The sequence below is a fragment of the Kordia sp. genome (assembly GCF_050633145.1).
In the GTDB taxonomy this organism is placed as follows: Bacteria; Bacteroidota; Bacteroidia; order Flavobacteriales; family Flavobacteriaceae; genus Kordia.
Genome location: NZ_JBOEFY010000064.1, coordinates 20,737 through 40,245 on the forward strand (window position 1 = coordinate 20,737; position 19,509 = coordinate 40,245).

Consider the following 19,509-nt stretch of genomic DNA (forward strand, 5'->3'; position numbering starts at 1 on the left):
TTGAAATCATTTCCATAACTTTAAAAACTTAACCTAAAATTAATTAGTTGGCAAAACTTTTAAAATATCTCAAAGATATTGGGCGACTTGAACGTTTTGAAATAAAAAACAGCGGTATCACATTTCTACTTGCAGGACCTAGTACTTACATCTATGTGCTCATTATGCTGTATTACAATCCTAGTTTAATTGTACCATATCATGGAGAAATAGTATTTACTTCTTGGTTTGTTATAGTAGGGATTATTCCATACTTCAAAAATGCATTTCTTGATGAAATTTACGGCTGGATTACGTTTGTAAGCCTAATGCTGTTTCAATATTACCTTACTTATACTACTGCTTTAAATGACTTTTCGTTAGATTATTTACTAGTAACGTATGTGTTTATTTTTGGAGCCGTTTTATTATTGAGCAATCGTTTGCTGGTTATTATTTTTAGTGCTTCACAGTTAATTCATCTATCCTATCGAGTTTATCATTCCAACCTAGATAGCATGTCAGAAAGTGCAATTCTAGTATCGATGAGCACTATTTTTGTCTTTTCTTTTTTGGTGATGAATGGATTGATTCGTTACAGAAAAAAATTAGAAGCAGTAAATGTAGAGCTGGAAGAACGCATTAAGCAGCGTACAGAAGATTTAGAAACACGAGCTAAAGAATTGCTTCGTAAAAATAAAGATTTAGAAGAGTTTGCTTATGTAGTTTCACACGATTTAAAGCGTCCGTTGCGAAATATTTATACCTTGACAGATTGGCTTACGGATGAAAAAGAATATCAATTTAACAAAGAAGCCAACCAAAGTTTACGACTTATTAAGGAGCAAGTAACACAAATGGATTTATTGGTAGAAGGTATTCTGAATTACTCGCTGCAAATGGATAAAGAACGACAAGTAAGTAATGTAGATGCACAGTTATTAGTTACCAGACTTATTAATGTCAATTCTAGTGAAACTGTAAAAATTCATTTACATAACAAACTACCAAAAGTTACTTTTAATGAATCACAATTATTGCAAGTCTTTCAAAATCTAATTCAAAACGCCATCAAACACAATGACAAAGAATTGGTGGAAATTCATATTAAATATGAACAAATAGCAGAAGGACATCAATTTTCAATACAAGATAACGGACCAGGAATAGAAGAAAAATATCATAAAAAAATCTTTGAGTTATTTCAAAAACTTGAAGTCAAATCAGAAATAGATTCAATAGGAATTGGACTAGCTTTGGTAAAGAAAATCATTGAACGTAACGGCGGTACAATTGCTGTAAAAAGTGATATAGGCAAAGGAGCCACATTTATAATCACAATTCCAGCGGAAGCTGAAAATTGATTCTTTTTAAAAGGAGACCATAATTTTACAATGACAACAAACGTATTTAAAAATCTTGGAGCGTTAGAGCCTTTTGAAATAAAGAACAGCTACATAATACTATGTCTTGGCGCACCGAGTACGTTTGTGTATCTGGAGATTATGAAATACTATAATCCAGAACTTATTTTGCCTTTTTATGGCAATATTGTTTTTGCATTACTCTTTTTAATTATTGGAATTTTACCAAGCCTAAGGTCAAAATTTATTTTAAAACACTATGGTTGGTTTGTCTTTGCGGTAACAATAACTTTTCAACATTATCTAACATATACAACCTTTTTAAATAATTTTTCGCTTGATACTTTACTCATTACCTATGTTTTTATTTTTGGCTCCGTATTGTTGTTGAGTAATCGAATTTTGGTCTTAATTTATAGTGCATCTGAGGCCATACATTTGGCATTTGTTACGTCTTTAGCTACTTTAGATACGATTTCTGAAACTGCAATATTACTTTCTACAACGGCTATATTTATTTGCTCTTTTTGGATGATGAATATATTTATTAGGTACCGTAAAAATGCGGAAACACTCAATGAAAACCTTGAAGATACTGTAAAACAACGCACACTCGATTTAGAAATTCGAGCAAAAGAGTTATTAGACAAAAATAAAGATTTAGAAGAGTTTGCTTATGTAGTTTCACACGATTTAAAACGACCATTGCGAAATATTTACACCTTGACAGATTGGCTTTCTGAAGATGAAGATGATCAGTTGAATGCGGATGCAGTAAAAAGTTTGCAGCAAATTAAAAGTCAGGTTACGCAAATGGATTTACTGGTAGAAGGTATTTTAAATTATTCGCTTCAAGCAGAACCCAATCAAGCTAAGAAAGAAGTAAATGTGCATACGCTCGTAAAGCGAATCATTAATGGCTTATCGGTAGAAAATATTTCAATTTCACTTGAAAAAAAATTACCAAGAATTTTATGTAATGAATCACAAATGCAACAAGTGTTTCTTAATTTATTACAAAATGCCATCAAGCATAATGACAAAGAAAAAATAGAAATTACCATTAATTATGAAGTTGGTAAACACGATCATATTTTTTCTATTACAGATAACGGACCTGGAATTTCATCAAAATACCATGCAAAAATATTCGAACTTTTTCAAAAACTACAAGTAGATGCAGATGGAGAAGCCATAGGAATAGGATTGGCTTTGGTGAAAAAAATCATTGAACGAAATGAAGGGAGAATTTCTATAGAAAGCAGTGAAGGGAAAGGCGCAACTTTTAAATTTACAGTGCCAAAAAATTATTAACGTGTAGGAATCACTCGAAATTTTAATATAGCTTTGTTATCTAAGTAAATACCTAAAAAATCTTTTTTAGTTCGGTTAAATGGAACTTTAGCAATATATTCTTTTCCAATTTTTGTAAATGCCAACTTTTTAGAATGCTGATCGTTAGAAAAGGCATAGTAATATTTTCTTGTAGTATCAATTCGTGTAAATCATAAGGTGATAAAGTCGTTTATTTTTCCTTTAATTAGTCCTTTTATTTTTTTATTTAAAGCAATATCAATACTTAAATAAGGACTGTATACAGTAGGTTGCGAAAAAAAAGTTTTTTTGCTCATTTTAGTCTTCAATAATTGCCATCTAGAATCTTTAGGAAAGTGATTTAAAATCATTTTTTCTGGCGCAATACAGAAGTAAGTATCTTTAAAATTAACATGAGTCGGTTTGTCGCGTTCATTTCCTGTAGACCAAGTTACATCAATCAAATTCCATGTGTCATTAAAAAATACGGCATTCCACGCATGGTTAGTGTTTTTAGGAATTACTCCAGGGCGATGACTAGAAGTTGTGGCATTTCCTTTTACAACTGTTGCCTTAATACCAAGTTCTTCACAAACATAAAATAATAACTGCGAATAGCCTTCGCAAACTGCTGCTTTGTATTGCAGTGCATACGAAGCATAGACTTTTTTATATTTATAACGATAATCACTCTCATCCCTATAATCATTAATAGTAATTGTAGGATAACCAGTTTGATCCGTGCCTAATATTTTATAGTTATATTGAATATGGTGTGCAATCCAATAATACGCAGCACGTACTTTATCGGCATCTTTGGTGAAATCTTTTTCAATGCGATGCGCAAATTCTTCCACAGATTGAAATGAAGAAGGATATGTTGCGACTACCTTATCGACAGCTATGTAATTATTTTGTGATATTGCAAAAGAACTACAAACGATAAATAAAAATAAAATAAAATACGTTTTCAATACTATAAGCGTTTAAAAAATCATACATATATGTACTATAATAATCATGCATGTTACATAATTATTACAATGATTATACCAACAAGTAATTAATTTTTTTATTTTTGAGTATTCCCGTTAACTATAACCACAAACCAAATATGATGTCACTATTTCGTTTTAAACGATGTAACATGTGTATAACGTACTTACTTATATATTGTTTCACCATCACTGTAATCGCTCAGGATAAGAACACAACTTCACAAGTAGATATAAAAGTCTTTGAAAAGTCATTAAAAGACAAGTCATACAATGAATTGATTAATGATTTTTATGCAAGCAAAGATTTAGATTCTACAAAAGCAGCTACTATTATTGCATATATAAAAAGGCATTTTTTAAATTCAAAAAATGAAAATGAAGTTGCTGAATCGTACCTAACAATTGCTACTTGGCAAGAAAAAAAAGGAAATAAAGAATTAGCAATGGCTAGTTATGATATTGCAATAGCGAAAGCTACTAAAATAGATAATAAAGATTTATTGTATCAAGGTTACAATAAAAAAGCTGCTTACTTTTTTAAAACTGGAGACAACGAAAATGCATTAGATAATTTTTTAATAGCCTTAGAATTAGCCAAGCAAGCAAATAATTTAAACAGAGAGCTTTCTACTTCTAGTAACATTATACTTATTAATATTCAAGCGAATGATAATTTAGGTGCTATTGCATTGGGTCTTGAATATTTAAAGAAAATTGAAAATTCCAATACTAAGCCTAAAGGATTAGAAATCACGAAACTTCATATTTACTATAATTTAGCCAAGGCGTATATCAATTTAGAAAAATATGAAGATGCTAATTTGTATTGTAATCTAGGCTTAGAAATAAGTAAGCAAATAAAAAACATTGGACTTCAAGGGTATTTTAATGTTTTTTTAGGTGAAATTGCTTCCAATAATGGTCATTACAAGGATGCACATGATTTATTTAACAAGGCAGAATCATTCATTAATGAAGCTGGTGGAGATAAAATTATGGATATTTTTTTAAAATTATATGTTGGGAAAACGTATTTTTTTGAAAAAAGATATGAAGAAGCAATTGACGAATTATTGAAAGGTGAAGCGTTATTAAAAGGAAATGATGTGGATTTTTTGAGTATCCAAGAATTGTATGTGTATTTAGCAAAATCATATTTAGCACTCGAAAACATTCAAGAAAGCACTAAATATTTTGAAAAAGCAAGCAATATATATGCTAAGAATGACAAAACTAGAGCAATCATAAATTCTAAAATTACACAAGTCACTTATAACAAGCTTAAAAAAGAAATTGATGCTTTGCAAAAAAAGTCTGAACAAACTAAATATATATATGTCATAGGAATAGCATTCTTGTTTTTTGTAATTATTGGATTAATTCTTTACAATAAGAAGCAACAGCTAAAAAATAAGAAGCTTTTTAATAATTTGATGCTGCAGCTAAAAGAAAAAGGCCAACAAGAAAAGTTGCAAGAAGTAAAATCGTTGCAGAAGCAGGAAGCTGTTTCTAATCAAAAATCGATTAAAGCAATCATAGAAAAGCCAAAGATTGATGCTAAGGTTGCTGCTATTTTAAAGAAATTAGAAGAATTTGAATCGAAAGAATTATTCCTGAGTAAAGAAAGTACTTTAGTAGAAGTTGCTAAAAAAATACAGACCAATACTACCTACCTTTCTAAAGTCATAAATACACATAAAGAAAAATCATTTACGGCATACATTACCGATTTGCGTGTCGATTATGCCATAGAACGATTGTCGCACGATCGTAAATTTAGATCCTTTACCATTGGAGCTATTGCACAAGAAATTGGCTTCAAACGGTCGGAATCATTCTCAAAAGCATTCAAAGTGAAAACAGGATTGTATCCTTCATACTTTATAAAAGAGGTTGAAAAACAGTAAGTTAAGAATGTTGAATAGTCGTGATTTATAAATAACGACTAGCTATTTTAACACTCAATTTTATTTTCTATTATATTTGAACACAACATTAAAGCAAACAAAATTTAGGATGTTGCAGTGTATACTATATTGCTTAAATCAATACCAAAACGATGCCTTCTAGATAAACTGCATCATACCTAAATGTAACAATTTTAAAAAAAACACATTATGAAAAAAGAAAGAAAATTGAAATTAGAAGTGAACAAAGTAAGTGTTTCAAAATTAAATAATGTAAAAGGTGGAGTTGATCCAGTTGGGTCAGTTATTCTTTGCCAACAAACAGTTGAATGTGACACACTCATCGATGGAGATTGCAAAACTTTTGTAACTTTAATAGGTACTTTAGATAGATGCTAACATATTACTGAAAAAAAATATTCTCAAAAACTCCTAAGAACTTCTTGGGAGTTTTTTTATTTTACAACAGTCTTGTATGTCACTTGTTTGCAGCTCTATTAAGTTTTAAAGTATATTGTTTATGTACTAACTAAAATTTTAGATACAAATTAGCATTGTAAACACTACTATATTTACAGGAAAACCGTTATTTTTGAGTTTCTACCTACCTGTTAATAATTTAAAAAACCAAATAAAACATTGCATGCCTCGTCAAAAACGTATTGTCTTTTTACTGTTTATTCTCTTTCTATGTTTTAGCCAGAAGTCTTTTTCGAATACGACTTTTCAAGATACAATTGCACAGTTTGATAAAGTAGCATTTAAAGCTTCTTTGGAGAAGTTAAAGCCCAAAGAGTTTTCACGTTTATTCATAAATGAATACAGGCAAGATTCGTTAAAAGCAACTATAAGTTTAGGATTTATAAAAGATAACTTGTTGTTATCAGAAGATTTGGTGACTCAATTTTGGGGAAATTATGCATTAGCACATTTGTATCACAGTCAAATGAACCTCAGAGAATCTCTTTTGTACGCAGATAGATTGTATGAAATTGCTATTAAGTTAAAAAACGATGATTTGATTCTATCTTCATTGATCAATAAAGCTAATTTTTATTATGAATTTGGAGATTATGAAGAATCAATGGAATACAACTTAAGAGCAGAAGAACTGTTGAAAAAAACTAATAATATAATACGAGAATTAGCTATTACGTATAACATAGCATTGATCAAGTTACAAACCAATGATAATCTAGGAGCTATTGAATTATTAAAAAAAATGATAGCTATTATCAATAGTGGTGCTGCTGGTACATTAAATAATTTAAAAACCAGTACATATATTGCGCTAATCAAAGGGTATATAGGAATTGAAGATTATGAGCAGGCCAGAGTAAATTGCGAAAAGGTAATGGAACTAAGTCGAAGCAATAATTTTAAAAAATCAAAGTTTTATGGTCTTTCCTTCCTAGGAACAATTGAACGGATTAATAAAAACTATAAAAAAGCACATCAATGGTTAGATGAATCATTGATAATTGCAGAAGAAATAAAAACCGTAAACCAAGAAATCCCTGTTATTTACTTTAGAAAAGGAAAAGTCTTTTATGAAGAAAAAAAGTTTAAAGCCGCTATAGATATTTTACTAAAAGCTAATGCATTAATGCGACTAAACAAACTTGACTTAATACAGTTGGAAGAAACTTATGCTTTATTAGCTAAATCATATAATGAAATTGGTGATATTAAAAACAGTATAAAATTTTATGAAAAAGCCAATAATGCTTATAAAAAGAATGATAAGCGACAAGGAAGCATTAATGTCGATATCATCAAAAAATACGATCTAGCGGAACTCAAAGAAGAGTTAAATGTTGCACAAGAAAAATCAAAGAATAAAAGTACACTGTTGTATATAGCGTTATCTTCAATAATTGTATTAATTGTTAGTTTTGCCCTTTTATACAAATACAAGAAAATTCAAAATAAAAAGAAGTTTGAAAAATTACTTTCAGAAGCAGAACCTAAAAAAGAAGTGCAAACTTTAACTGTATCAAAAACCAATACAAATGATATTTCTGAAAAAATAACTTCGGAAATTTTAGAAAAATTAAAAGCTTTTGAAGCTAAAGAACTATATCTTAAGAAAAACACATCTTTATCGGATGTGGCCTCTAAGCTAAAAACAAACCCTAAATATTTATCTAAAACGGTGAATAAATTTAAAGAAAAAACTTTTAGTAATTACATCAGAGATTTACGAATTCAATATGTCATACATCGTTTAAAGAATGATACAAAATTCAGGTCATACACTATTGAAGCCATAGCAACGGAAATAGGATATAAAAGTACGGAACCTTTTTCCAAAGCATTCAAATCAAAAACAGGTTTGTATCCATCATACTTTATAAAACAATTGAACACTACTGAAAAAATATAATTTTTTTAATAGTGAAATTTCACAATGGTATTCAAAAACACTACTATAATTACAGGAAAACCCTTATTTTTGATATACTACCTAGTCATTAAAATATCAAAACTCAAATAAAACATTGCATGCCTCGTCAAAAACGAATTATCTTTTTACTGTTTATTCTCTTTCTGTGTTTTAGCCAGAAGTCTTTTTCAAAAACGGCGTTTCAAGATACAGTTCCTCAGTTTGATAAAGTAGTATTTAAAGCTTCTTTGCAAAAGTTAGAACCTAAAGAATTTACACGATTATTTATACAGCAATACAAACAAGATTCGTTAAAAGAATCAATATGTCTAGTACATATAAATGATCTAATGCTACCATCAGAAGATTTGTTGATTCAATTTTGGGGAAATTATTCATTAGCACATTGGCATCACGATAAAATGAATCTTAAAAAGGCACTATTATATGCAGATAAATTGTATAAAATTGCCGTTAAGCTTGAAAACAAGGATTTGATTTTATCAGCGTTAATGAATAAAGGAAAATTTCATTATGAATTTGGTGATTATGAAGACGCAATGGAGTATAACTTAAAGGCAATGGAATTGTTAAAAACTACTGACAATATAATACGAGAATTAGCAGTTATGTATAACATAGCATTGATAAAACTTCAAACGAATGATAATGTTGGTGCTATTGAATTGTTAGAAAAAATAATAATCATCATCAATAATGGCACTGCCGGGACACTAAATAATTTAAAAACGAGTGTGTATATTGCTTTAATTAAGGGATATATAGGAATAGAAGATTATGAGCAAGCAAGAATACATTGTGAAAAGGCAATAGAACTTAGTCAAAAAAATAATGATAAAAAATCTGAATTTTATAGCCTTTCTTTTTTAGGGACTATTGAACGGATAAATAAAAATTACGAAAAGGCGCACCAATTGTTAGATGAATCTTTAGCGATTGCAGAGGAAATACAAGCTGTAACTCAAGAAATACCTCTTATTTATTTTGAAAAAGGAGAAGTGTTTTATGATGAAAAAAAGTTTGAAGATGCTATAGCTATTTTACTTAAAGCTAAAACGTTAATGCAAAAGCATAAACTTGATTTTATAAAATTAGAAGAAGCTTATGCTTTATTAGCAAAATCATACAATGAAATTGGCGATACTAAAAATAGTGTGAAATTTTATGAAAAAGCCAGTGAAACTTATAAAAAAAATGACAAGCGACAGGGAAGTATTAGTGTGGACATTATCAAAAAGTATGATTTAAAATCCTTAAAAGAAGAATTAAATCTAGCAGAGAAAAAAACACAAAAAACAAGAACTATATTATATGTAAGTGTCTTCTCAGCTCTTTTAATGGTGGTTGGGCTCATTTATTTTTATAAAAAAAGAGAAAAAGAAAACCAGCGAAAGTTTACAGCTATTTTAAAATCATTAGAAGAAGAAAAAGAACAAATTGCAGAAACTAAAAAAGAAAGTATAGAAGAACATATTATAAAAGAAGTAGTACAGCTAGAAAAAAAGATAGAAGCTACGCCTGCGAAAGAAGTTGAAATTATTGACGAAACAAAAGAGAAACTTTTGAAAAAACTACAAAATTTTGAAACCAAAGAATTGTATTTGAGTAAAAATAGTAGTTTGAATGAGGTTGCCAAAAAACTAAAAACAAATACGTCCTATTTGTCAAAATTAGTGAATGCACATAAAGGGAAATCGTTTACAGCATACATTACAGATTTAAGAGTTAATTACGCAATTAGACGTTTAAAAGAAGATAAAAAATTTCGATCGTACACTATTGATTCTATTGCAAGAGAAATTGGTTTTAACCGTTCAGAATCATTTTCTAGAGCATTTAAAAACAAAACAGGGTTGTATCCGTCGTATTACATTAAAAGTCTTGATAGTCAGAATGTTGTGTGATTTTTTTATACTCTGGATTTATGAATTTCTAGATATATATTATCTAAAATTCCATTTGTGGATATATATTTGAGGATAACTTATGAAACCTTAGTGATTATGAAGAAAAAACAATTCACCTCTAAACTCCAATTTCAAAAAACAACTGTAGTATCTTTTGAAGCGATGGAAAATATTGTTGCTGGAGCGTTGGTTAATACTGATACAATACCTATTTCAAACAATATTTTAGTTTGTCTAACTTTTACCGTATGTCAAACACAAGACAATGGGCAGACTTGTTTATCCTGTACAGATACAGAATGTACACGTCCAACGAATACTGGATCTAAAATAACAGAATTTTGCGGAGCTGATACCAGAGTAGACTGCTTAGATACAAGAGGATGCTAACATTTGAAGAAAACTAGCATGTTTTAAAAAAGAGTTTGCCTTGTGTAAGCTCTTTTTTTTGTTTCTACTGAAATGGAAAAGCCCAAACAGTAAAAAAATAGTAAAGTGCTGTGTAACAAAAACAAATACTTTTGCACACATAAAGTGAATCAATATATACACTATGAATATAAGAATACTACTAGTTGCTATGATTGTTTTTGTAACTTCTTGTTCAGAAACTTCTAAAAAAAAGAATACTGAAAACAAAACTGAAAAGAATACAGAAACGGTAGCGAGTCAAGAAGAATTCACAATCAATAAAAAAACTAGCAAGCATATCAATATTCCAGGAACGCGCCTTTTTATCATTCCGCCGAAAGGCTTTAACGTATCCAAATCAATGTCTGGTTTGGAAAAAGGCGATATAGGAATTCAAGTTTTTGATCTTGTTGGAGGAAGCTTTTATACAAATGCAAAAACATACAGCAAAGAAGCTTTTGAAGCAGGTGGCGTGAAAGTCTATGAATATAAAGAACTAAAAGTAAACGAATATCCTGCAAAGTATGCAGTTGTAGAAGGTGAAAATAATTTGAAAGGGATTAACTTAGTTTTTGGAGACGATTCATTTTCTGCAATGGTAATAGCGATGTTTCCAGCTTCTGACAATAGTGTAGGAGCTGAATTAAAAAAAGCATTGCAAACTATTTATTATGATAAAGATTTTACAATAGATCCACTAGCAACAGCACAATTTACACTAGATGAAAATATATCCAAGTTCAAATTCGCAAAAGCAGCAGCAAATGTGCTATTATATTCTATTGATGGAGTAGATAAAGAATCCTATGGCGATGAGCCAATAGTTATAGTAGGTACCTTACCCATTGATGGGAGTATGACGCTTCGAAGTACAGCAGAAAGGCTGATAAGTAGCCTTGAAGAGAAAGGTTTAAAGGTATCGGGAATAAAAAATAAATCGACAAAAGTTGTAGGTGATGTTCGATCGTATGAAATAGACGTGCACGGAAGTATGAAAGGACAAAATATTGTTATGTATATGTTGGTCGCAGTTGATTATGATAAAGTCATTACGCTGCAAGGAATGATTAGATCTGACTTCAAAGAAAATTTAAAAGAAGTCAAAAAGCTTGCAAGTTCACTAAAGTTAAAATAGAAAAATATACTAACTTTAGGCTTCAAAATGAATCCAGCAGAAACGTACATACTACAACAACCAGAGCCTTACAAATCAATCTTACTAGAAATACAAGTATTGATGGAACATGTGGTTCCAGAAGTAGAGTTAAAGTATAAATACAGAATTCCGTTTTATTACTACAAAGGAAAACCATTTTGTTACCTCAACGCAAGTCACAAAAAGAAATATGTAGATGTTGGTATTGTAAAAGGTGGAGAAATCACAGTGCACACCTCTCATTTGGTGACTGAAAAGCGAAAGAAGATGGCATCACTTCGATACCAAAACATTCAAGAGATCAATGACAAAATTTTATTCGATGTCATAAAAGAAGCCGCTAGTATGTACTAACGCTTCGACAAGCTCAGCGTGTACACATTTTAAGTAATTCTATGTATAACTTAGTGTAATAATCTACATTTCGATAGCTACGCTAGGTATTTTCTATCAAAATATATTTTGATTTCAATAATGCTCAATGTGACAGTCTAAAACGTCTAAGTAAGTCTAAAAATCTAAAAATCTAAGAAGTCTAAGCAAGTCTAACTAAAGTCTACAAAGAAGTAATCGTTTTGCGAATCTTTACCAAATTACTCAATAAATTTTCTAAATGATCTAAATGCAGCATATTAGCACCATCACTTTTTGCGTTTGCAGGATCAAAATGTGTTTCAATAAACAATCCGTCAACATTATTTACAACGCCAGCACGTGCAATAGTTTCAATCATATCTGGTCTTCCACCAGTAACTCCACTAGATTGATTTGGTTGTTGTAACGAATGTGTAACATCTAATACTGTTGGGGCAAACTGTTTCATTGTTGGAATTCCACGAAAATCTACAATCATATCTTGGTAACCAAACATGGTTCCTCTATCGGTAATCCATGCATTTTCATTTCCAGAATCATGAACTTTCTTTACAGCGTGTTGCATACTTTCAGGACTCATAAATTGTCCTTTTTTCAAGTTTACGACCTTTCCTGTTTTTGCAGCAGCCACGACTAAATCGGTTTGACGTACTAAAAATGCAGGAATCTGTAATACATCTACATACGCAGCAGCTTTTGTAGCATCTGAAGCTTCATGAATGTCAGTAACTGTTGGTACGTCAAAGGTCTCAGAAACCTTTTTAAGGATTTCTAACGCCTTTTCGTCTCCAATACCAGTAAAACTATCAATGCGACTACGATTGGCTTTCTTAAAGCTTCCCTTAAACACATACGGAATTTCTAATTTATCAGTAATAGAAATCACCTTTTCCGCAATGCGCAATGCCATATCTTCACTTTCAATGGCGCATGGACCTGCTAATAAAAAGAAATTATTGGATGTAGTATGTTTGATTTTAGGTATAGAATTCAGTTGCATAAATTGTAAATTTGCTGCAAAGATACACTAAATTTCAGTAGTAAGTAAGCTCGTATTGATTGCAGTCATTTGCTTAATTTTTTTATTAGTATGCTTGGTATAATAAAACGCCAGTACTACGAATAAAACAATGGCAGCTATAAAAATATACACTATTGAAAATGCACTGCTTTCCGATTGCAAGATTGTTAATTGTGAAGCTAAAATAAATTTGCAGCTAATCGCAATAACTAAAGCAACACAAATAGAAACTGCTAAAATTTTATACGATAACTTATGGTACACATTTGCAATTTGCTGTCGCGAAAAGCCTAAAAAGTATAGCTGGCAAATGGTTTGTTTGTTCTTTAAGATAAGTAAGTTGATATTGGTAACAACCAACGTGATAGATAAGATCGTAATCAGGATTCCGATACCTAATACAACCGTTAAAATTAATTGTAAAAAGTAACTAATACGCGAACTTAATAACTCGCTTTGAAAATATTGATACTTATTCTGTTCTAAAAAATCTAGCAATTTCGGATCTGATGGATTAACAACTTCCATGATAACTCGCGAGATATTAACTTTTTCATTAGGACTAAGTAATTGATTGGTATATTCTAGAAATGATTTCGGAACTAATATCGTATTAATTTTCTCTGAAGTAGCTAAAATATAAGCATCGTATGTTTCTCTTTTGGATACGCCTGTCAATTTTAGGGTAATAGGAATTTGACTAATAAGCTTTTGGTCAATCTGAGGTAAGCCAGCACCTGGAGCAAATCCATAATTGTATAAGTCAATATAATTTTTTGGAATAATGACAGGAACTCTCCTTTGATCTGGTGTCCATTTCCAGTTGGTATCCTGAACATCAATAAATCGATCGGAAACAGATTCTAAAAACATATCGGTACTCATACCTCCCAAACCTAATAAAGAAACACTTCCTTGTACTCTGTATGTGCCGTTTGTGAAACCACCAACTTTTTTTATAAACTCTTGTTGTTTAAGTGTTTGAATTTCTTCTTCTGTGAAAGCATTATCACGACCTATTGCTTTAGAAATAATAACAGTTTGATTGCTCAATAAATCATTAGAAGAACTAAAAAGTGATTGTGTATCAATAAAAAGCTGAAAAACAACCAATAAAATCCCTAATCCTAAACTAGAAGTCAACGCAAAAAACAATAATTGCGAAAAACGAATCTGTTTATGTAACAAGTTTCCAATCACAATAGCAATGTTTTTGAATAATTAATATCATACGAATTCCCTAAACTGGCAATAACCAATGTAGCGTTTCGTTCTGCTACTTCTTCTAAGATAAGTGCGGTTGCGTTTCCAATTCGCACATCGTCAATATGGCTAAAAGGTTCATCTAACAATAACAATTCAAACGGTTGGCACAAAGCACGTACAATGGCAACACGTTGTTGCTGTCCGTACGATAAAGTTTCGGCTACTTTATGCGCTAAATCATCTACATCCAGGCGTTTCATATAAGCTAAAATTTCCGCTTCTGTCTTATGGTTTGTCAATTGGTTTTTCAACTGAATATTCTCCATTGCAGTCAATTCAGGAAACAAACGTAATCCTTGAAAAACAATCGAAATTTTTTCGCGTCGCAATTGTGTCCATTCAGGTTCAGTATACGATGCAATATCTTTTGAATCGAACTGTATGCTTCCAGTGAATTTATTATTTAAACCGTATAAAAAATTGAAAAAAGAACTTTTCCCACTACCAGAAGCAGCTTTTACCAAATACTTCTCACCCGATTCCATATAAAAAACTTTACTCCAAACTTCAGACGAAGTTGGAGTAAAGTATGTTGGAATTATTTCTTGTATTTGTATAGTCACTCTATAAGTAATCTTGGATAACCCAAGTATTAGTAATGCATCATTTTTGTAGCTTCCTTAAATACTGCGTCAGTATACATAATCATACGAACTAGTGAGTTTCCTTCTCCTTTAGTGTATGAATACATTTCCATTCCATTAGTATTCATAGTTACATGACCGTCTCCAAAATACTGGCCATAAATCTGACCTATAGCGTCAAAATCTAGACCACCACGTCCTGAGTAACTACCATAAGGATACATAGAAGAAATTATTTCTCCATACATTTTAGTAAAGTTAGTACTTACATATGTATACATAGAGTTGTCTAATTTATTTTTGTGCTCAAAGTTTGAAAGGTTAGATCCTAACTTTCCATTATTGAATATCTCATCAGCTTTACTTCCGTTATTTGTGATGAAAAGTGCACTATTCTTAACAACTACAAAAAGATCTTTTTCTAATTGATAGTAATCTTTTCCTTTCGTAGCCATTGGTCTTTCCATTTGCATGATTAGCCCTAGCATAGTGTCAAACTTCGCCTGATCTTTAATAGAAATTGCAGCATAGATATTAGGTATCTTTCTTTCAATTTCTTTAGATTCGTATTCACCAGTATTATAATTATATCTAGATATACTATCTTTTACAATAGTACCTTCTGTAACACCAAGCATCATAGTACCTTCAAAAATACCTGAAGCTTCTTCCATTGTCATTCCCATCATGCTTTTCATTTGGCTGTTCATACCAGTAACACCCATTTTAATTTGAGCTCTAATCATTTCTGGTAATACTGCGTTGTCTTGAAGGCTTTCAATATGCTTATACATTGCTGTAGGATCAATAGAAAGTTTCATTAACATAGCAACGTCTTTAGGCATCATGTCCAATAAAGAAGCATCATAACTTGAAGACATCCACGACTTATAACCAATAAGAGACTTAATATCATCATTCATTTTAAGTTTTGCAGATGTATATAAACGATCATCTTCAAAATTAGTATGATACATAAAGTTGTTATTCTCTAAATCGATGTCTGCTTTAAAATTAGTAAGGAATGCACTAGCAACTGAGCTCATTGGAGTAGAAGTAATATGAAGTCCCATATCTTTGCTACCATCAAAAAAGTCACTAAAGTAATTAGTAGCTGTAATACTTTTTGAAGCATCTAAATTTGTTAAATCGATTAATTCTTGCCCAGCAAAATTTTTCGCACCAATAATTAAAGCAGTTTTATCATTCCAACCAATAGCCATTTCTCTGCTAGAATACACAGTAAACGCTTTTCCTTTCCCTACATTTTCTTGCTTTTCAAGCCTAGAAGCCTTGTCAAGTATTGGCTGAATCATTTTTTGGAAAGAAGCAGCATCTTTAATAGGGATAATTAATCCTCCTGAAGGAGACATACGTTCAACAGTCATGAATCCTAAAATGAATTCATTACGGAAAGTAGCTTTCATGTTTTCGGCAGTCATCTGCGTATTCATAAATTCTTTGATTTCCCTTGGAGCGCTCTCTTCCATCATTTTACTGATGCTTAAGCTTTTAAAATCAACATCATCACTCTTTTTAGAAAGAGATCCAAGATTGATGTACATTACTCCAGTTGCATCTTTAGGAATGTAAGATGCTTCAGAGCTTGTTGTTCCACAACTCACCATCATAAGGGCAATTGCGAACAGGCATAAAATTTTTTTCATATTAAATGAAGTCTTAAAGGTTTATATTATTAATATTATTATTTCAGTGGAGGAGTGCAAATTTAACAATATCTATATCTTTTAAAATAAAAAACACGATAAAAATATTGATATTTACGTTAGCTACATATATTAAGACTGAATCAAGTCGAAAATGTTACACATATTTGACAAAAATTCAATAAAAAAAGAAAAACACTACAATTGGCTGCGATTGAAAGGTTAAACAAAGTCAAATCAAATTGTTGCAAAAATGTAAAACAACAGTACAAGAACTCCAAAACATCATTTTAGCAGTATAAAAAACAGTTGTGAAATTTCTTAAAATGTTAATTAATAGTAATTTAACCTAAAAATTAACTAAAATTCTTTTCTCTAGTAAATAAACAGTACATTTGCACGCTTAAAAATAAGAGGTAAAATGGCTTCAATTAAAAATATTGCAATTATTGCACACGTAGATCACGGGAAAACAACGTTGGTTGATAAGATAATGTATCACTGTCAACTATTTCGTGAAAATGAAAATACAGGAGATTTAATTCTTGATAACAACGATTTAGAACGTGAGCGTGGAATTACGATTACCTCTAAAAATGTATCTGTAAACTACAAAGGAACAAAAATCAACATCATTGATACACCTGGTCACGCCGATTTCGGAGGAGAAGTAGAGCGTGTATTAAATATGGCTGATGGAGTTTTACTTTTAGTAGATGCTTTTGAAGGGCCAATGCCACAAACGCGTTTTGTATTACAAAAAGCGATTGATTTAGGTCTAAAACCTTGTGTAGTTATCAATAAGGTTGACAAAGAAAACTGTACGCCAGATGAAGTACATGAAAAAGTATTTGATCTAATGTTCGAATTAGGAGCAGAAGAATGGCAGTTAGATTTTCCAGCAGTATATGGTTCTGCTAAGAACAACTGGATGTCTGACGATTGGAAAAATGAAACTGAAAACATTGAGCCTTTATTAGATATGGTAATGGAGCACATTCCATCACCAGAATTTGAAGAAGGAAGCACGCAAATGCTAATCACATCTTTAGATTACTCTTCATTTACAGGACGTATCGCTATTGGTCGTTTACAAAGAGGATCATTAAAAGAAGGAATGCAAGTTGCTTTAGTGAAGCGTGATAAGTCAATCATCAAAACAAGAATAAAAGAGTTGTTCACATTTGAAGGACTTGGAAGAAAGAAAACAACGGAAGTTCAGGTTGGAGACATTTGTGCAATTGTTGGTTTGGAAGGATTTGAAATTGGAGATACAATTGCCGATTTAGAAAACCCTGAAGGATTAAAAACAATCGCTATTGATGAGCCTACAATGAGTATGTTGTTTACAATTAACGATTCACCTTTCTTCGGAAAAGATGGAAAGTTTGTAACATCACGTCATATCAAAGATCGTTTAATGAAAGAGCTAGAGAAAAACTTAGCTTTACGTGTAAACGAAACAGATAGCGCAGATAAATTCATTGTATTTGGTAGAGGTGTATTACACTTATCAGTACTAATTGAAACAATGCGTAGAGAAGGATACGAATTGCAAATTGGTCAGCCACAAGTAATCATCAAAGAAATTGATGGTGTAAAATGTGAGCCAATAGAAGAGTTAACAATCGATTTACCAGAACATGTATCTGGAAAAGCAATCGAAATGGTAACACTTCGTAAAGGTGAAATGCTAAGCATGGAAGCAAAAGGAGAGCGTATGGTATGCGAATTCTTAATTCCATCAAGAGGAATCATCGGATTGCGTAACCAATTGTTAACAGCTACAGCTGGAGAAGCAATCATGGCGCACAGATATAAAGAATACCAACCATTACGTGGTGGAATTCCAGAACGTCAAAACGGTTCGTTGGTATCTATGGAAAAAGGAACTGCAATTCCATATTCTATTGATAAATTACAAGACAGAGGGAAATTCTTTGTTGATCCAGGAGAAGATATTTATGAAGGACAAGTAATTGGAGAAAACTCTCGTAGAGACGACATGACAGTAAACGTTACAAAAACGAAAAAACTATCAAACGTACGTTCTTCAGGAGCAGATGACAAAGCAAAAATTGTTCCTGCAATCAAATTCTCTTTAGAAGAAGCATTAGAATACATTCAAAAAGATGAATATGTTGAAGTAACGCCAAACTTCTTACGTTTACGAAAAGTATTCCTAACGGAAGTAGAAAGAAAGCGTAACAAAACAATCTAAAATAAGATTTACATCATACAAAAGGTTTCATTGTTACGCAGTGAAACCTTTTTTTTGATTTACAGAAATAAGTTTAAAAGTTTATGAGTTAGGGAGTTTATGTATTTAAACTAAAAGTTGAAAAGATTCACAAATCCCCAAAACCCATAACCCAACACCAGAAATATGGAAATACTAGGAATAACAGCATTAGAATGGGTAGGATATTTAGCGTCACTCGCAGTATTAATATCATTCACAATGAAAGATTTAAGAAAACTACGAATGATCAACGGAGTTGGATGTTTACTATTTGTATTATATGGTTTTATGATACCTAGTTTAAGAGTCGGTTTGCCTATAATCATTACTAATTTAGCAATCTTCGGAATCAATATATATCATTTAACAAGGTCAAAAGCATAAGTAATAAAGTGTTAAAGTCTTATCAGTCACTTTGATTATACAAAATAGTATCATAGTTTTAGAACTAATTATACCAAAAAAAGCTACGCTATGAACATGAAAAAACTAGTTTGCCTACTGCTAATTTGTAATTTTCTATTTGCTTTTACAAGTTCTAATGATGTGGAAAATCCATCAATACGTATTGTTAAAAGTTCAGAATTGTTAGATGACGTTAGTTTTCAATTGAAAGAAAACACAATCATGCTCAAATCTGATAAAGAATATAAATTCTACGTCGAAATAAAATCGAAAAATGTAAAAGGTAAAAAGCTACGTAGTGATTTCTCAAAAGAAAAAAGAAAAGGAATACAATACAAAGTAATTTACACATACGAACATTTGGCATCTGGTAAAAAAACATACTATAAAGACAGGTATATTGTTTGGGAAAATGGTGAAGTCATAAGTTTAAAGCCTACTCAACAAATCAATGTTGGTAAAATAACCTTACGAACAGAAATTCAAATCAACAACTAACTTGCTAA

Annotated in this window: 17 protein-coding genes; 12 read left to right on the forward strand and 5 right to left on the reverse strand. The window is 31.0% G+C overall.

What is annotated here, in order from left to right:
- Positions 1 to 47: 47 nt before the first annotated feature.
- Both ACRBBL_RS23535 and ACRBBL_RS23540 read left to right on the forward strand, forming a co-directional pair.
- Entirely contained in the window at positions 48 to 1,343 is a 1,296-nt protein-coding gene (locus ACRBBL_RS23535; RefSeq protein WP_431371550.1) for a sensor histidine kinase, read from the forward strand.
- A 30-nt stretch (positions 1,344 to 1,373) separates the two neighbouring features.
- The gene (locus ACRBBL_RS23540; protein ID WP_431371551.1) at positions 1,374 to 2,657 is read left to right on the forward strand and encodes a sensor histidine kinase; all 1,284 of its coding nucleotides are present in this window, start codon (positions 1,374 to 1,376) and stop codon (positions 2,655 to 2,657) included.
- A gap of 191 nt (positions 2,658 to 2,848) precedes the next feature.
- On the opposite strand, the gene ACRBBL_RS23545 is transcribed toward ACRBBL_RS23540, so the two are convergent.
- Positions 2,849 to 3,631, reverse strand: a complete 783-nt coding sequence (locus ACRBBL_RS23545; RefSeq protein WP_431371552.1) for a transglutaminase domain-containing protein — start codon at positions 3,629 to 3,631, stop codon at positions 2,849 to 2,851.
- Between the two features lie 173 nt (positions 3,632 to 3,804).
- On the opposite strand from ACRBBL_RS23545, the gene ACRBBL_RS23550 reads away from it, so the two are divergent.
- From ACRBBL_RS23550 to ACRBBL_RS23580, 7 genes are all read left to right on the forward strand, one after another.
- Positions 3,805 to 5,562 (forward strand): helix-turn-helix domain-containing protein, encoded by a 1,758-nt coding sequence (locus ACRBBL_RS23550; RefSeq protein ID WP_431371553.1) that lies wholly within the window; start codon positions 3,805 to 3,807, stop codon positions 5,560 to 5,562.
- A 210-nt stretch (positions 5,563 to 5,772) separates the two neighbouring features.
- Positions 5,773 to 5,961, forward strand: coding sequence for a hypothetical protein (locus ACRBBL_RS23555; protein WP_431371554.1), 189 nt, complete (start codon positions 5,773 to 5,775; stop codon positions 5,959 to 5,961).
- A gap of 244 nt (positions 5,962 to 6,205) precedes the next feature.
- Positions 6,206 to 7,948: a helix-turn-helix domain-containing protein gene (locus tag ACRBBL_RS23560; RefSeq protein WP_431371555.1), complete on the forward strand. Its 1,743-nt coding sequence runs from the start codon at positions 6,206 to 6,208 to the stop codon at positions 7,946 to 7,948.
- A 119-nt stretch (positions 7,949 to 8,067) separates the two neighbouring features.
- Positions 8,068 to 9,873, forward strand: coding sequence for a tetratricopeptide repeat protein (locus tag ACRBBL_RS23565; protein ID WP_431371556.1), 1,806 nt, complete (start codon positions 8,068 to 8,070; stop codon positions 9,871 to 9,873).
- A gap of 99 nt (positions 9,874 to 9,972) precedes the next feature.
- The gene (locus ACRBBL_RS23570) at positions 9,973 to 10,266 is read left to right on the forward strand and encodes a class I lanthipeptide (RefSeq protein WP_431371557.1); all 294 of its coding nucleotides are present in this window, start codon (positions 9,973 to 9,975) and stop codon (positions 10,264 to 10,266) included.
- Between the two features lie 163 nt (positions 10,267 to 10,429).
- Positions 10,430 to 11,422, forward strand: a complete 993-nt coding sequence (locus tag ACRBBL_RS23575; RefSeq protein WP_431371558.1) for a hypothetical protein — start codon at positions 10,430 to 10,432, stop codon at positions 11,420 to 11,422.
- Positions 11,423 to 11,449: 27 nt separating this feature from the next.
- Complete coding sequence (locus tag ACRBBL_RS23580; RefSeq protein ID WP_431371559.1) at positions 11,450 to 11,797, forward strand: DUF1801 domain-containing protein; 348 nt, start codon at positions 11,450 to 11,452, stop codon at positions 11,795 to 11,797.
- Positions 11,798 to 11,999: 202 nt separating this feature from the next.
- Here ACRBBL_RS23580 and kdsA read toward each other — a convergent pair whose 3' ends face one another.
- The 4 genes from kdsA to ACRBBL_RS23600 are packed head-to-tail and all read right to left on the reverse strand — an operon-like array spanning position 12,000 to position 16,356.
- On the reverse strand, positions 12,000 to 12,818 hold the full coding sequence (kdsA, locus tag ACRBBL_RS23585; RefSeq protein ID WP_431371560.1) for a 3-deoxy-8-phosphooctulonate synthase: 819 nt from the start codon (positions 12,816 to 12,818) through the stop codon (positions 12,000 to 12,002).
- Between the two features lie 27 nt (positions 12,819 to 12,845).
- The gene (locus ACRBBL_RS23590) at positions 12,846 to 14,039 is read right to left on the reverse strand and encodes a hypothetical protein (protein ID WP_431371561.1); all 1,194 of its coding nucleotides are present in this window, start codon (positions 14,037 to 14,039) and stop codon (positions 12,846 to 12,848) included.
- Positions 14,036 to 14,668, reverse strand: coding sequence for an ATP-binding cassette domain-containing protein (locus ACRBBL_RS23595; protein ID WP_431371562.1), 633 nt, complete (start codon positions 14,666 to 14,668; stop codon positions 14,036 to 14,038). The genes ACRBBL_RS23590 and ACRBBL_RS23595 overlap by 4 nt, the downstream gene beginning before the upstream one ends.
- A gap of 29 nt (positions 14,669 to 14,697) precedes the next feature.
- Complete coding sequence (locus ACRBBL_RS23600; RefSeq protein WP_431371563.1) at positions 14,698 to 16,356, reverse strand: hypothetical protein; 1,659 nt, start codon at positions 16,354 to 16,356, stop codon at positions 14,698 to 14,700.
- Between the two features lie 421 nt (positions 16,357 to 16,777).
- Between ACRBBL_RS23600 and typA the strand changes: the two genes are divergently transcribed.
- From typA to ACRBBL_RS23615, 3 genes are all read left to right on the forward strand, one after another.
- Positions 16,778 to 18,577: a translational GTPase TypA gene (gene typA, locus ACRBBL_RS23605; protein ID WP_431371564.1), complete on the forward strand. Its 1,800-nt coding sequence runs from the start codon at positions 16,778 to 16,780 to the stop codon at positions 18,575 to 18,577.
- A gap of 165 nt (positions 18,578 to 18,742) precedes the next feature.
- On the forward strand, positions 18,743 to 18,982 hold the full coding sequence (locus ACRBBL_RS23610) for a uroporphyrinogen decarboxylase (protein WP_431371565.1): 240 nt from the start codon (positions 18,743 to 18,745) through the stop codon (positions 18,980 to 18,982).
- 96 nt (positions 18,983 to 19,078) lie between these two features.
- Positions 19,079 to 19,501, forward strand: coding sequence for a hypothetical protein (locus ACRBBL_RS23615; protein WP_431371566.1), 423 nt, complete (start codon positions 19,079 to 19,081; stop codon positions 19,499 to 19,501).
- Positions 19,502 to 19,509 lie beyond the last annotated feature (8 nt).